The organism is Nocardia glycosmidis (assembly GCF_052545115.1).
This window is the reverse complement of sequence record NZ_JBQWRH010000008.1, coordinates 134,962-149,328: the sequence shown is the minus strand read 5'-3', so window position 1 is coordinate 149,328 and position 14,367 is coordinate 134,962. Positions and strand designations below refer to the sequence as shown.

Sequence of the window (14,367 nt, the reverse complement as noted above, 5' to 3'; positions counted from 1 at the left end):
CGACGAGACGAGAAGGGAGAACGCGGTCATGGCCATGGTCACCGGGGAATGGTCCATTCAAGATCTGGCGAAGGCGGCCGGTACCACCAGTCGCACGCTGCGCCACTACGGGCAGCTGGGGCTGTTGCCGCCCAGCCGGATCGGCGGCAACGGGTATCGCTACTACGACCAGGGCTCCCTTGTGCGGTTGCAACGCATCCTGCTGCTTCGAGAACTGGGCCTCGGCCTTCCGGTCATCGCCGAAGTCCTTGCCGGAGAACAGGACACCACCGCTGCGCTGCGCACGCATCTGGGCTTGCTGCGGCAGGAACAGGATCGGCTCCGGCGCCGGATCGAGTCGGTGCAAACCACACTGCACAAGACGGAAAGAGGTGAACAACTCGTGGCAGCAGAAGTATTCGACGGCTTCGACCACGCGAAGTACAAGGACGAGGTGATCGAACGCTGGGGCAAAGCGGCCTATGAGAGCGGCGACCGCTGGTGGCGCTCGTTGTCCGACGCGGACAAGAAGGCCTTCCAGCAGACCCATCTCGACATCGCCGCCGACTACGGCCGGGCACGCGCCGCCGGGCTCGCGCCCGGAGCCGATGAGGTACAGGCCATCGTCCAGCGCCATTACGAGTGGATCGGCATCGGCTGGCAAGGCCGCCCCGTGCAGAAGGAGGCGTTCGTCAACCTGGGCGAGATGTACGTAGCCGATCCGCGTTTCGCGGCGAACTACGACGTGCACGGCGCGGGCACCGCGGAATTTTTGCGCGACGCGATGCAGGTCTACGCCGAGCAGCGGCTGTAGCTCACCACGATCCGACGGCCGGTACTAGGCGTACCGGCCGTCGTCCGTTCGGCGTCATCCGAGTCGATCGCGGTCGGACGGCGCGGTAAGGCGCGGTGCTACAAGTCGCCCGGCTGCTTCACCTGTACCGCCGCAGTCCGGTTACCAGCCACCGGCGCCTCAGTTCGGCCACTTTCCGCCACAGTCTCGACCGCACCCCTGACGTGGCCTGACCAACGCGATACCGGGCACGTCACGCCATCGCCAGGTTTGGGCGTCCGTCGCATCCGAGGGCGGGCAGCGACGTCTTCGGTGGTCGGACACCAGGAGGAGTGGGCGGCTTCCGCGTGTAGGCCGTCGATTGTCGGGTCCACCTCGGCGGCGCCGGACTTCGGGGGTGGTGTGCATATTCGGCTCGACGATTCTGGTGTGTGACCGGGTGATGAGGCGCTGTCTTCCAGTACCTGATCGGCGCGCTGGACTCCGGCTGCCGGTGCGTGAAGGTGCGGACGGAAACAACCGGGCGCAGCCGGTCGAGCAGTGAAACCCGGCCCGGTTGCCAGAGCGATTTTTTTCGGCAAACGTCAGGCGAAATTCAGAGGTCATCGGGGTGAAACCGGGACGGGGAGCGGGGCCGCCCAGCGCAGCTTCCGACTGCACCCGGGCGCGACGGAGACTTCCGATACGCTGGGCTCCCGTGACCGTCGCATCGTCCCCGGGTAACTCCGTCAATTCCGCCTCACAGTTCGATCTGATCGTCGTCGGCTCCGGATTCTTCGGGCTGACCGTCGCCGAACGCGCCGCCACCGTGCTGGGTAAACGGGTTCTGGTGATCGAGCGCCGCCACCATCTCGGTGGCAACGCCTACTCCGAGCCGGATCCGGAAACCGGGATCGAGATCCACAAGTACGGCGCGCACCTGTTCCACACATCGAACAAGCGGGTGTGGGATTACGTCACCCAGTTCACCGAGTTCACCGGGTACCAGCACCGAGTGTTCGCGATGCACAAGGGGCAGGCCTACCAGTTCCCGATGGGCCTCGGTCTGGTCTCCCAGTTCTTCGGCCGCTACTTCTCGCCGGAACAAGCGCGCAAGCTGATCGCGGAGCAGGCCTCGGAGATCGAGACCAAGGATGCCCAGAACCTCGAGGAGAAGGCGATCTCCCTGATCGGCCGCCCGCTCTACGAGGCGTTCGTGCGCGACTACACCGCCAAGCAGTGGCAGACCGACCCGAAGGAACTGCCCGCGGGCAACATCACCCGTCTGCCGGTCCGCTACACCTTCGACAACCGGTACTTCAACGACACCTACGAGGGTCTGCCCCGCGAGGGCTACACGAAGTGGCTGGAGAACATGGCCGCCTCCGATCTGATCGAGGTGCGCCTGAACACCGACTGGTTCGACGTCCGTGCGCAGGTGCGCGCCGAAAGCCCGGACGCGCCGGTCGTCTACACCGGCCCGCTGGACCGCTACTTCGACTACAGCGAGGGCGAGCTGGGCTGGCGCACCATCGATTTCGAAACGGAGGTGCTGCCGGTCGGCGACTTCCAGGGCACCTCGGTGATGAACTACAACGACGCGGACGTGCCGTACACCCGCATCATCGAGCCGCGCCACTTCCACCCGGAACGTGAGTACCCCGCCGACAAGACCGTGGTCATGCGGGAGTACTCCCGGTTCGCGCAGACCGGCGACGAACCGTACTACCCGATCAACACCCCGGACGACCGGGCAAAGCTGTTGGCCTACCGTGAGCTGGCCAAGAACGAGACAGCGACGGCGAAGGTCGTCTTCGGCGGCCGGCTCGGCACCTACCAGTACCTGGACATGCACATGGCGATCGGCAGCGCGCTCAGCACATTCGACAACGTGCTGCGGCCCACCCTGGCAGACGGCGCCCCGCTCGGCACCGATCAGGAGGCGTAGGAGCACATGACCTCCCAATCCATCTTGGCCGACCCGGCCACCGAGACCCGCGCGAAGTCGCTGCTGCAGCGCATCATCCTGCCCAGGCCGGGCGAACCGCTGGACGTGCGCACCCTCTACGTCGAGGAGTCGGCCACCAACGCCCGGCGCGCGCACGCCCCCACCCGGACCTCGCTGTCGATCGGCGCGGAGTCCGAGGTCTCGTTCTGCACCTACTTCAACGCGCTGCCCGCGAGCTACTGGCGGCGCTGGAGCATCCTGTCGTCGGTGGTGCTACGGCTGGAACTGGCCGGTCACGGCCGCGTGGACGTGTACCGGTCGAAGGCCGACGGCTCGCGTATCCACGTGCAGGGCAAGGAATTCGCGGGTGGGAGTGGGGCGGGATGGGACGCCGTGGCGAGCGGCGCCGACTCGGTGGTCGTGGAATTCGAGACCGACCTGGGCCCGTTCGAGGACGGCGGCTGGATCTGGTTCGATATCACCACCGACACCGCCGTCACGCTGCTGTCCGGCGGTTGGTACGCGCCGGTCGAGGCGCCGGGCGAGGGCAGCATCGCGGTCGGCATGCCCACCTTCAACCGGCCCACCGATGCGGTGAAAACCCTTGCCGCTCTTGGCTCGGACCCGCTGGTGCTGGAGAAGATCAAGGCCGTGATCATCCCCGACCAAGGCACTCGGAAGGTGGTCGACGAGCCCGGCTTCGCGGAATCGGCCGCGGCGCTGCGCGGCAGGCTGGCCATCCACGATCAGCCCAACCTCGGCGGCTCCGGCGGCTACAGCCGGGTCATGTACGAGGCGCTGAAGACCACCGACGCCGAATACATCGTCTACATGGACGATGACATCGAGATCGAGCCGGACTCGATCCTGCGCGCGCTGGCCTTCGCCCGCTTCGCCAAGTCGCCGGCGCTGGTCGGCGGCCAGATGCTCAACCTGCAGGAGCGCTCCCACCTGCACGTCATGGGCGAGGTCGTCGACCGCGGCATCTTCATGTGGACCGCGGCGCCGAACGTGGAATACGACCACGATTTCTCGAAGTATCCGCTCAAGGACCGGGACAACTCCAAGCTGCTGCACCGGCGCATCGACGTCGACTTCAACGGCTGGTGGACCTGCGTCATCCCGCGCCGCGTCGCCGAGGAACTCGGCCAGCCGCTGCCGCTGTTCCTGAAATGGGACGACGCGGAGTACGGTCTGCGCGCGCGGGCCGCGGGGTATCCGACCGTCACGCTGCCCGGCGCGGCGGTCTGGCACATGGCCTGGAGCGACAAGGACGACGCGATCGACTGGCAGGCGTACTTCCATCTGCGCAACCGGTTGGTGGTCGCCTCGCTGCACCTGCCGGGCAACGGCCGGGGCATGGTCGTCAACACCGTCAAAGCGACCCTGAAACACCTGCTCTGCCTGGAGTATTCGACGGTCGCCATCCAGAACCTGGCGATCCGGGATTTCCTCGCCGGCCCCGAGCGGCTGTTCCAGCTGCTGCCGAGCGCCCTCGGCGCGGTGCACGAACTGCGCAAGCAGTACCCGGACGCGGTGATCCTGCCCTCGTCCACCGAACTGCCGCTGGCCAGTCATCTCGGTGTCGGCGCGGTAGCCGAGCCCGCCAACCCGATCGCCAAGCTGGTCCGGCTGGTCAAGGGCGTCGTGCACAACTTCCGCCCCGCGCACCCCGAACACCATGAGACCCCGCAGCTGAACGTGCCGACGCTGGACGCGCGGTGGTTCCTGCTCTCCCAGGTCGACGGCGTCACCGTCACCACGGCCGACGGCCGCGGTGTCGTCTACCGCAAGCGCGATCCGCGGCAGGCGCTCGGCCTGTTCAAGGAGGCCATGAGCCTGCGCAAGGAGCTGGCCGCGCGCTTCCCGGAGATGCAGCAGCGCTACCGCGCCGCCCACCCGCAGCTGACCAGCACCGCGGCGTGGGAGAAGGTCTTCGGTATCGACACGAAGGAAGGACAGCAGTGAGTCTCGGAGCGAGCGCGGCCGACGACGCGGCGGTGCGCCGGACGCCGCAGAGCGCGAACGGCCACGGCGGCCCGGTTTCGGCCGAACCCGCGGGGGCGCCGACCGCGCCACCCGAGGTCGCCATCATCAACGCCGTACAGGCCGCCCTCGGGAGCAAGCCCGCCGTGGTGTCCGCGGCGCGCGGGATGTCGCACTTCGGCGAGCACGCGCTCGGCTGGGTCGGCGTGGCCGCCGCGGGCTGGTTGCTGGACAAACCGCGGCGCAGGCAGTGGGCCGGTGTCGCGGTCGGCGCGGTCGGCGCGCACGCGGCCTCGATCGTGATCAAGCGCGTTGTCCGGCGGCCCCGGCCGAACGATCCGTCGGTGCAGGTCAACGTCGCGACGCCGAGCAAACTGAGTTTTCCGTCCTCGCACGCGACCTCGACTACGGCGGCTGCCGTGTTGCTCGGCAGATTGACCGGGCTACCCTTGCCTGCGGTACTCGTTCCCCCGATGCTGCTGTCCCGAGTGGTCCTCGGGGTGCACTATCCCTCCGACGTGCTCGCCGGATCCGCGCTCGGTGCCGCGTCCGCCGCTGCCCTGCTTGCCGCCGAAAAGAGACTCGATAGTGACCGGACAAGAAAGAGCCTTGGTTGACATGAGTGAAGAGCCGACCGGCGCCGACCTTGCCGAGGCGGTTGTCAAGGGCCCGCCCAAGACGCTGGCCGGAGGTCTGATCAAGGCTGTCCGTCCGCGGCAGTGGGTGAAGAACGTCCTGGTGCTCGCCGCGCCGCTGGCCGCGGGCACCGCCACGGACCTGGACGTGCTCGCGCACGTCGGCATCGCTTTCGTGATGTTCTGCGCGGCCGCTTCCGGCATCTACCTGGTCAACGACGCGCTCGACGTCGAGGCCGATCGGGCGCATCCGACCAAGCGGTTCCGGCCGATCGCCGCGGGTGTCGTCCCGGTGAACATGGCCTACCTGCTGGCGGCGGTGCTGCTCGCCGCGTCCATCGCGGGATCGTTCCTCGCGTCGTGGCATCTGGCCGTGGTGATGGCGGTGTACATCGGGATCCAGCTGGCGTACTGCTTGGGCCTCAAGCATCAGGCCGTGCTGGATATCTGCATCGTGTCCTCCGGTTTCCTGCTGCGCGCCGTGGCCGGTGGCGCGGCCGCGAACATCGACCTGTCCCAATGGTTCCTGCTGATCATGGCTTTCGGCTCGCTGTTCATGGCGGCGGGCAAGCGCTACGCGGAACTGCAGATCGCGCTGGCCACCGGCGCCAAAATCCGCAAGTCCCTGGAGTACTACACGCCCACCTACCTGCGCTTCATCTGGACTCTGGCCGCGACGGCGGTCGTGGTGTTCTACGGGTTGTGGGCGTTCCAGCAGGACAATGCCAAGCACACCGACTGGTTCGCGATCTCGATGATCCCGTTTACCATCGCAATTTTGCGTTACGCGGTCGACGTCGACGGTGGCGAGGCCGGTGAACCCGAAGAGATCGCGCTGGGGGACCGCGTCCTGCAGTTCCTCGCAATCGCCTGGATCGGAGCGGTAGGTGTCGCTGTCTATCTCACCTGACGAGATGCTGGTAGCGGAGGAAACGGAATACGCGGCGCAGCGGCCGGCCGATGCGGCGGCGCGCTACGTGACGCGATTCGCGCGCCTATCCAAAGCCACGTTCGTCGGTGGGATCGCGCTCACCGTAGTTCTTTTCGCGATCGGAGGCTGGCAGCGGCGGTGGATCGCCGACGACGGCCTCATCGTGTTGCGCACCGTGCGCAACCTGCTCGCGGGCAATGGTCCGGTCTTCAACGCGGGCGAACGCGTCGAAGCGAACACCAGTACGGCGTGGACCTATCTGGTGTGGTTCTTCAGCTGGCTGACCCAGGCCCGGCTCGAGTACGTTGTGCTCGGCGTCGCGCTCACGGTGTCGCTGGCCGCGGTCGTGTTCGCGATGCTCGGCTCGGCGCGGCTGTGGGGCGGGACCGGAGCCGGACTGCTGCTGCCCGCGGGCGTGCTGGTCTACATCGCGCTGCCCCCGGCTCGTGATTACGTCACCTCCGGGCTGGAGAGCGGTCTGGTGATCTGCTGGATCGGCGTGCTGTGGTGGCAGCTGATGCGGTGGAGCCAGGCGAAATCGGTTCGCCTGCCCGGTCTGCTCGGTCTGGTTTTCCTCGCCGGGCTCGCCCCGCTGATCCGTCCCGAGATGACGCTGGTCGGCGCTTTCGCGCTGCTGATGATCTTCCTGGCGCCCATGCCGGAGAGCAGGCTGCGCCCGATCGTCCTGCGGGCGGTTATCGTCGCCGTGGCCGGGCTGGTGCCGCTGGGGTATCAGATCTGGCGGATGGGCTACTACGGACTGCCCTACCCGAACACCGCCGTCGCGAAGGACGCGGGTGGCGCCAAATGGGGCCAGGGGTTCACCTACCTCTGGGATCTGGTCGGTCCGTACTTCCTGTGGCTGCCGCTGCTGGTCCTGTTGATCGCCGGTGTGGTCGCCGCCCGCACGCAGGCGAACCGGGCGGCGCAAGCCGACCGCGACGATGCGCACGGCTGGTCTATCGGCCGGGTCAGGAATCGGCTGCGCTCGCCGGGCGCGGTCGTCACCATGGTGCTGGTCAGCGGGTTCCTCTTGACGCTGTACGCGCTGCGGGTCGGCGGCGACTTCATGCATGGCCGGATGCTGCTTCCGCAGCTGTTCTTGCTGCTGCTGCCGGTCGCGGTGCTGCCGATCCGGCTGCCCGCGGGCGGTGTGCGCGCGGTGACGGCGGCGGACTGGTCCTTCGCGGTGCTCGCGGTCGCGCTGGTCGGTACCGCGGGCTGGGCGCTGTTCGCCGCCGACGCCACCGCGATCAAGACCGGTACCAAGATCACCTCTACCGGCATCGTGGACGAGCGCATCTACTACGTGCTCAATACCGGTCACGACCATCCGATCCTGGCCGAGGACTACCTGGACTACCCGCGCGTGCGCGCGATGGTCGACGACATCGCGGCCACCCCGAACGGCGGTCTGCTGCTCAACTCGCCATCGTTCATCTTCTGGTATGTCGCGCCGCCGCCGGCGCCGGTTCCCGCGGGCGGCGCCGGGCACACGGTCTACTTCCTGAATCTGGGCATGACCAGCATGAACGTACCGCTGGACGTGCGCGTGATCGATCCGATGGGCCTGGCCTACCCCTTGGCCGCGCACACCGATCGGCTCGCCGACGGCCGGATCGGGCACGACAAGAGCCTGTACCCGGACTGGGTCGTCGTCGACGCGGGCATGGTCGACAAGAAGCCGTGGATGCCCTGGTACCTGGACGAGAAGTGGGTGACCCAGGCGCGCACCGCCATGTCCTGCCCGGACACCCAGGCGCTGCTGATCTCCTCCCGTGATCCGCTGACCTTCGAGCGCTTCCGGCACAACGTGCGCAACGCCCTGCGGTTCGCGAAATACCGCATCGACCGGGTGCCGAGGTACGAGCTGCAGCGCTGCGGGCTGGTCGATCCGTTCCCGCAACCAGCCGCGCCACGCTGAATTCCGGGAGCGGGATGGCCTGGCCGGAGTGTTTTACACCGCTTTATCTCTTTTTGGTAACGTCCGCGCGTCGATACCGATATAAGCTACGACCGTATGCCCAACCGTGCCGTCCACCGGTCCGTGGGGCATCGACGGGTTACCGTGTGGACGGCTTGCCGCTGTCGCTGTGAGACGAAAGGCTGAAACTGATGCGAGGCGTGATCGGGCGTCGTCTGAATACTCGAAGAGCAGGCTCCTGGCTCAAGCGGTCCATGCTGGTATCGCTGGCAGTGCTGCTACCGCTCGGGGTGTCGGTGGCAGGTCCTGCCGCCCCGGCGTCCGCCGCGTTCAATCCGGATGGCATGGACTTCTGGGTCGATTCCGAGATGGGGCCGATCAAGTCGCGCATCTTCCGTGCGGCCGACGGCAACACCGGACGCGTGGTGTACGCGCTGGACGGCATGCGGGCGCGTAACGACCTGAGCGGCTGGGAGATCGACACCGAGGTCGCCCGCGAGCTGACCAAGTGGAACATCAACGTGGTCATGCCGGTCGGCGGCCAATCCAGCTTCTACGCCGACTGGAACGGTCCGAGCGACTTCTTCGGCCTCGGCAGTGGCTCCTCCGCCACCGGCTCGGCGAACTCGGGCTCCGGTCTGCTGACCGGCTCCGCGGGTGGACCCGGCAAGACCACCACGTACAAGTGGGAAACCTTCCTCACCAAAAACCTGCGCTCGGCGCTGCGCGACCGGCTCGGGTTCAACCCGAACGGCAACGGCGTGTTCGGCCTGTCCATGGGCGGCAGCGCCGCGCTCACCCTGGCGGCCTACCACCCCGACCAGTTCCGTTACGCCGGTTCGTACTCCGGGTACCTGAACATCTCCGCGCCGGGGATGCGCGAGGCGCTGCGTGTCGCCATGCTGGACGCGGGTGGCTACAACATCGACGCCATGGCGCCGCCGTGGGGCCCGCAGTGGCTGCGGATGGACCCGTTCGTGTTCGCGCCGCGGCTGAAGGCCAACAACACCCGCCTGTGGGTTTCCGCGGGTAGCGGCTTGCCCGGCGCGGCGGACGGCGTGAGCTTCGGCACGCTCAACGCGATGGGGTTGGAGGCGTTGGCGCTGGCCAACACCCGCGCGTTCCAGGTGCGCATGCTGTCCCTCGGTGCCGGCAATGTCACCTACGACTTCCCCGCTGTCGGTGTGCACAACTGGAACTACTGGGCCGACGAGGTCTACCGGATGATCCCGGATCTCTCCGCGAACATCGGGTAACCGATCGGTAAAGAAACCACCGACCGCCCGGCGCCTCTGGTGCCGGGCGGTCGGCCTTTTCGGGACGTCTCGGATTTCCCCGGTAACGAATATGAAGTCGAAACGCTTCGGTAGTTGTGCACTGGATCACTATCCAGCAACATAAGGGCATTCTGTCTTCCGAAGATACGCGAACAGCATGCACCGAGGTCGATTCGTCCGTTTCTCGGTGGATGGCCGGTCTCGGCGCCCGATGAGGGGGCCGATGGAGATCGCTTGGTGTTTGCCAATCGGGTCGCCCGAGGGAAAGGTCGAATGTGATGGGAAGTGCGCGCGGGAAACGCAGTCCCGGTAGGTCTCGATCAACCGGTTCATGGTTGCGACAGTTCGCTCTCGGTGTCGCGGTGGCAATGCTGTTGCCACTCGCGGCGACCGTGGCGGGCGTCGGCGCCCCCGCATCGGCGGCATTCAACCCCGCCGCCTTCGACTTCTGGGTCGATTCCCCCATGGGACCGATCAAGTCCCGGATTCTGCGCGCCGCCGACGGCAACACCAACCGGGTCGCCTATGTGTTGGATGGCATGCGGGCCCCGGACAACCTGAACGGCTGGGAGATCGAGACCAACATCCCGGCAGTCCTGGCCGGTAACAACATCAACGTGGTCATGCCGGTCGGCGGCATGTCGAGCTTCTACGCCGACTGGAACGCGGCGAGCGAGTTCTTCGGCGTCCCGGCCGGTTCCGGCTCGAGCACCGGCTCCGGAATCCTCGACGGGTTCGCCGGAGGACCGGGCAAGAGCTACCGGTACCAGTGGGAGACCTTTCTGACCGACAACCTGCGCAAGGCGCTGCGCGACCGGCTCGGGTTCAACCCCAACCGCAACGGCGCTTTCGGCCTGTCCATGGGCGGCAGCGCCGCCCTGACCTTGGCGGCCTACCACCCGGATCAATTCAGCTTCGCCGGCTCGTTCTCCGGCTACCTGAACATCTCGGCGCCCGGCATGCGCGAGGCGATCCGCGCGGCGATGATGGACGCGGGCGGCTACAACGTCGACTCGATGGCACCGCCATGGGGTCCGCAGTGGCTGCGGATGGACCCGTTCGTCTTCGCGCCCAACCTGATCCGCAACGGCACGCGACTCTGGATCGCCGCGGCCAGCGGCCTGCCGTCGGCGACCGACCCGCTGAGCTTCAACACCCTCAACGGCATGGGGCTGGAGACGCTGGCGCTGGCGAATACGAAGGCATTCCAGGTCAGAATGGCGACGCTGGGCGGCGGCAACGCCGTCTATTCTTTCCCGCCCGTCGGCATTCACGCCTGGAACAACTGGACCGACGAGGCGACGCGGATGATTCCGGATATGTCGGCGAACATCGGCTGAATTGCAGTGGTGCGGGTGGTGGCCCCTCGGTTGTCGCCGCTATCACGGTAGATCTCGGCTCCGATCACGTTTCGGTCTCGATGCGGTGGGTGCGGCCGAATTGAAATGGCGGATTTTCAGCCACATCGCCGGGCGCGGGCGCTGCGGATACCGCCAGGGATCCCGGCTCGGTGACAGTTCCCGCCAGGAACTGAAATATCTTGGGTTCCAACACGACAACGCGCTGCGAACGCGATAGGGTCACCGCAGCATCACCTTGCGCAAACGGAGAGATTTCGCCCGGCGGAAAGGCCCCGATCTTGCTAAAGCGAAGGGCGTCGAATATCGTCCAGCGAGCGCAAGTGTGACCAGATCGTTGTAGCGCCGTCACGGGCCGGATAGTCGGGACCCGTGCTGTGACGCGCGTCTCGTTGGCAGCACGGGTGCCGCTTCGCCCTACCGAGCGGCGAGCGGCACCACCACAGCAGAAAGAGAGCAGGATTCATGCGTTTCGGCAGGGCGGCCGCGCCGAAGAGAACACAGTCGGGACGGCGAGGCACGCCTCGCGGTTGGCGTAATCGAATTCTGGCCGTCGGTGCCGCCGTGCTGGCGCTACCGACCGCCGCCGGACTGGCGACCCCGACTCTCGCCGCCGCGGCACCGTCGGCGCACGCGCCGGTGCTGCGGGCGCCCGCGGGCGGCTACGAGGACCTGATGGTTCCCTCCAGCATGGGACCGATCAAGGTGCAAGTGCAGTGGGCTTCGCGCGGCGGCAACGCGGCGCTCTACCTGCTCGACGGTCTGCGTGCGCGCGACGACCGCAACGCCTGGTCGTTCGAGACCAACGCGCTGCAGCAGTTCGCGAACGACAACATCACCCTGGTGATGCCGGTCGGCGGCCAGTCCAGCTTCTACGCCGACTGGTACGCGCCGTCGAACACGAACGGCCAGAAGACCACCTACAAGTGGGAGACCTTCCTCACCAAGGAACTCCCGGCCTTCCTGGAGGGCTATGGCGTTTCCCGCACCAACAACGCGGTCGCCGGACTGTCCATGGGCGGTAGCGGGGCGCTGGCCCTCGCGGCCTACCACCGCGATCAGTTCAAGTTCGCCGCCTCCTACTCGGGTTACCTGAACATCTCCGCGCCGGGTATGCGCGAGGCGATCCGGGTCGCGATGCTCGACGCTGGTCGGTTCAATGTGGACGCGATGGCGGCCCCGTGGAGCTCGCAGTGGCTGCGGATGGACCCGTTCGTCTTTGCGCCGCAGCTGCGCGGCCTGCCGATGTACATCTCAGCGGCCAGCGGCCTGCCGGGCCAGTTCGACCAGCCGAACTCGGCGGTCGGCGTGTTCAACACCGGCAACGCGATGGCGCTGGAGGCGCTGTCGCTGGTGAACACCCGCGCCTTCCAGGGGCGCCTGAATTCACTGGGTATCCCGGCACGCTACGAATTCCCGGCCGCCGGTACCCACTCCTGGAAGTACTGGGAGGGCCAGCTGTTCAACTCGCGCAACATGATCCTGGACGCCACCGGCGGCTGGTGACCTGATTCGCTTCGACACATTCAGGCCGCACCGATCTCGGTGCGGCCTGAATTGCGTTCGGGGACAGTCGTCGCAGTGCGGCGACGAGAGTTTGCCGCGCAGCGCGTGTCGCCCCTGGACACCGCCATAACCGGAGTACAAAGCTTGTTGTGGCAGGGATAACACGCGGTAGCTGGGGCGCACGCGGGCGTCTCGTCGCTCGTTCGGCACGCGGGCGGCTGATGCTGCTCGCTACCGCCTTGGTGGTCCCGCTAGCCGCGAGCCTGTCGGTCGCCGTGCCCGTGATCGCGCAGCCCGCCGCCATGCCGCCCGCGCCGGTGCTGGGGAAGGTCCAGTGGCTCAGCGACCGTCGCGTCGCGATGTGGGTGAATTCGCAATCCATGGGCGCGCCCATCCAAGTGCAACTGCTGCTGGCCAGGGACTGGAACTCCCGCCCGGAGGCGCGGTTCCCGGTCCTGTTCTTGCTCGACGGCCTGCGCGCTGCCGACGACGAGAGCGGTTGGACAAAGGATGCGGGTGCGGTCGATTTCTTCGCCGATAAGAACGTCACTGTGGTACTTCCGGTCGGCGGCCAGTCCAGTTTCTACTCCGACTGGCTGGCGCCGGACAATGGCCACACCTACAAGTGGGAAACCTTCCTGACCAAGGAGCTCCCGCCGCTGCTCGAGACCTACTGGCGAGCATCGGATGTGCGCGGCATGGAGGGCTTGTCGATGGGCGGCACGGCCGCGATGTTCCTCGCGGCCCGCAATCCCGGATTCGTGCGGCACGCCGCGTCCTATTCCGGCTTCCTGACCACGACGACGCTGGGCATGCCGCAGGCCATCGAGTTCGCCATGCAGAACGCGGGAGGTTTCGACTCGGCCGCCATGTGGGGTCCGCCGATGAGCCCGGAATGGGAAGGGCATGACCCGTACGCGCTGGCCGACAAGCTGAGGGGAATCAGCCTCTACGTGTCCAGTGGCAGCGGTGCGACCGGCCCCTTCGACCAGTCCTCCGCTATTCCGGGGGTGAGCACCAACTTCGCCGGAATGGGCCTGGAGATCCTGTCCCGGCTCACCTCGCAGAACTTCGTGACCAAGCTGGCCAACCTGGCGATTCCGGCGCAGGTGAACTATCGCCCGTCCGGTACCCATTCCTGGCCGTACTGGGATTTCGAGATGCGCCAGTCCTGGCAGCAAGCCGCGACCGCGCTCGGTGTCGACCCGGGCAAGCCCGCCTGCCAGGCGAGCGGCGCGATCGGCGGGGTGGTCGCGGCGGCCAGCTGGCTCGGTGAGTGTCTCACCGGCGAGTATCCGGTGGCGGGCGGCACCGCCCAGGACTTCAAGGGTGGCCGGGTGTTCTCCGCGCCGGGTGGCGGCACGTACCCGGTCGGCGGCATGATCGGCGCCGGTTACCAGGCTGCTCTGGGGCCCGGCGGCCCGCTCGGGCTGCCGACGGGCGACGAACGCGCGCTGGACGACGGCCGCGGCAGGTGGCAGAGCTTCCAGCATGGCTCGCTGTACTGGACACCGCAGACCGGTGCCCAGGTGGTCCGCGGTGCGATCCTGGACGAGTGGGGCAAGCAAGGGTTCGAGCGCGGCCCCGCGGGCTATCCGACCGCACCTGAAATCAAGACGCCGAACCGCGACGGCTCCGTCCAGGGGTTCGAATACGGTCCCTTTTACTACAGTCAGGCCACCGGCGTGCACCGCGTCCAGGGTTTGATCTTCGGCAAGTACGCCCAGCTCGGCTACGAGAACAGTCCGCTCGGTTTCCCGGTCGCCGAGGAGCAGCCGCTGAAGGATCTCGGTCGATACAGCGCTTTCGAGGGCGGCAATATCTATTGGAGCCCGCTGTCCGGGGCCTGGGCCGTCCGCAACGGCCCGGTACTTGATGCGTGGCGTGAGATCGGTTATGAGAACGGCAAACTCGGCTATCCGATCAGCGACGAGTTCCCCATTCCCGGTGGCGTCCAGCAGAACTTCCAAGCCGGATTCATCACGGTGCGCGACGGCAAACCGGAAGTTCACGGTATCTGAAACCGCGGCGTCACCACTCTGCTCGGGAGC

General features: G+C 67.0%; 11 protein-coding genes. 10 read left to right on the top strand and 1 reads right to left on the bottom strand.

Translation table 11 applies throughout. From position 1 onward, the window contains the following. Positions 1-28 precede the first annotated feature (28 nt). From ACT86A_RS12715 to ACT86A_RS12680, 8 genes are all read left to right on the top strand, one after another. The gene (locus ACT86A_RS12715) at positions 29-793 is read left to right on the top strand and encodes a MerR family transcriptional regulator (protein ID WP_445092279.1); all 765 of its coding nucleotides are present in this window, start codon (positions 29-31) and stop codon (positions 791-793) included. A 676-nt stretch (positions 794-1,469) separates the two neighbouring features. Continuing rightward, positions 1,470-2,699, top strand: coding sequence for a UDP-galactopyranose mutase (gene glf, locus ACT86A_RS12710; RefSeq protein WP_445092278.1), 1,230 nt, complete (start codon positions 1,470-1,472; stop codon positions 2,697-2,699). 6 nt (positions 2,700-2,705) lie between these two features. After that, positions 2,706-4,667 carry a glycosyltransferase gene (locus tag ACT86A_RS12705; protein ID WP_445092277.1) on the top strand — a complete coding sequence of 654 codons (1,962 nt, stop codon included), beginning with the start codon at positions 2,706-2,708 and terminating at the stop codon, positions 4,665-4,667. A 122-nt stretch (positions 4,668-4,789) separates the two neighbouring features. After that, positions 4,790-5,302: a phosphatase PAP2 family protein gene (locus ACT86A_RS12700; RefSeq protein ID WP_445092388.1), complete on the top strand. Its 513-nt coding sequence runs from the start codon at positions 4,790-4,792 to the stop codon at positions 5,300-5,302. Between the two features lies 1 nt (position 5,303). Next, positions 5,304-6,230 carry a decaprenyl-phosphate phosphoribosyltransferase gene (locus ACT86A_RS12695; protein ID WP_445092276.1) on the top strand — a complete coding sequence of 309 codons (927 nt, stop codon included), beginning with the start codon at positions 5,304-5,306 and terminating at the stop codon, positions 6,228-6,230. 4 nt (positions 6,231-6,234) lie between these two features. Beyond that, on the top strand, positions 6,235-8,175 hold the full coding sequence (locus ACT86A_RS12690) for an arabinofuranosyltransferase AftB family protein (RefSeq protein WP_445092387.1): 1,941 nt from the start codon (positions 6,235-6,237) through the stop codon (positions 8,173-8,175). A 191-nt stretch (positions 8,176-8,366) separates the two neighbouring features. After that, on the top strand, positions 8,367-9,431 hold the full coding sequence (locus ACT86A_RS12685; protein ID WP_445092275.1) for an alpha/beta hydrolase: 1,065 nt from the start codon (positions 8,367-8,369) through the stop codon (positions 9,429-9,431). Positions 9,432-9,730: 299 nt separating this feature from the next. Then, a complete protein-coding gene (locus tag ACT86A_RS12680; protein ID WP_445092274.1) occupies positions 9,731-10,792 on the top strand; it encodes an alpha/beta hydrolase in 1,062 nt (353 codons plus the stop codon). A gap of 64 nt (positions 10,793-10,856) precedes the next feature. Here the strand turns inward: ACT86A_RS12680 and ACT86A_RS12675 are convergent, their stop codons facing one another. Then, entirely contained in the window at positions 10,857-11,162 is a 306-nt protein-coding gene (locus tag ACT86A_RS12675) for a hypothetical protein (RefSeq protein WP_445092273.1), read from the bottom strand. Between the two features lie 113 nt (positions 11,163-11,275). On the opposite strand from ACT86A_RS12675, the gene ACT86A_RS12670 reads away from it, so the two are divergent. Both ACT86A_RS12670 and ACT86A_RS12665 read left to right on the top strand, forming a co-directional pair. Continuing rightward, positions 11,276-12,316 (top strand): alpha/beta hydrolase, encoded by a 1,041-nt coding sequence (locus ACT86A_RS12670; protein WP_445092272.1) that lies wholly within the window; start codon positions 11,276-11,278, stop codon positions 12,314-12,316. Between the two features lie 221 nt (positions 12,317-12,537). Further along, positions 12,538-14,337 carry an alpha/beta hydrolase-fold protein gene (locus ACT86A_RS12665; protein WP_445092386.1) on the top strand — a complete coding sequence of 600 codons (1,800 nt, stop codon included), beginning with the start codon at positions 12,538-12,540 and terminating at the stop codon, positions 14,335-14,337. Positions 14,338-14,367 lie beyond the last annotated feature (30 nt).

Bases quoted from the DNA above. Each gene is read 5' to 3' on its own strand.
- ACT86A_RS12715 (WP_445092279.1), top strand. From the start codon at position 29: ATGGCCATGGTCACCGGGGAATGGTCCATTCAAGATCTGGCGAAGGCG.
- ACT86A_RS12705 (WP_445092277.1), top strand. From the start codon at position 2,706: ATGACCTCCCAATCCATCTTGGCCGACCCGGCCACCGAGACCCGCGCG.
- ACT86A_RS12695 (WP_445092276.1), top strand. From the start codon at position 5,304: ATGAGTGAAGAGCCGACCGGCGCCGACCTTGCCGAGGCGGTTGTCAAG.
- ACT86A_RS12690 (WP_445092387.1), top strand. From the start codon at position 6,235: ATGCTGGTAGCGGAGGAAACGGAATACGCGGCGCAGCGGCCGGCCGAT.
- ACT86A_RS12685 (WP_445092275.1), top strand. From the start codon at position 8,367: ATGCGAGGCGTGATCGGGCGTCGTCTGAATACTCGAAGAGCAGGCTCC.
- ACT86A_RS12680 (WP_445092274.1), top strand. From the start codon at position 9,731: ATGGGAAGTGCGCGCGGGAAACGCAGTCCCGGTAGGTCTCGATCAACC.
- ACT86A_RS12670 (WP_445092272.1), top strand. From the start codon at position 11,276: ATGCGTTTCGGCAGGGCGGCCGCGCCGAAGAGAACACAGTCGGGACGG.
- ACT86A_RS12665 (WP_445092386.1), top strand. From the start codon at position 12,538: ATGCTGCTCGCTACCGCCTTGGTGGTCCCGCTAGCCGCGAGCCTGTCG.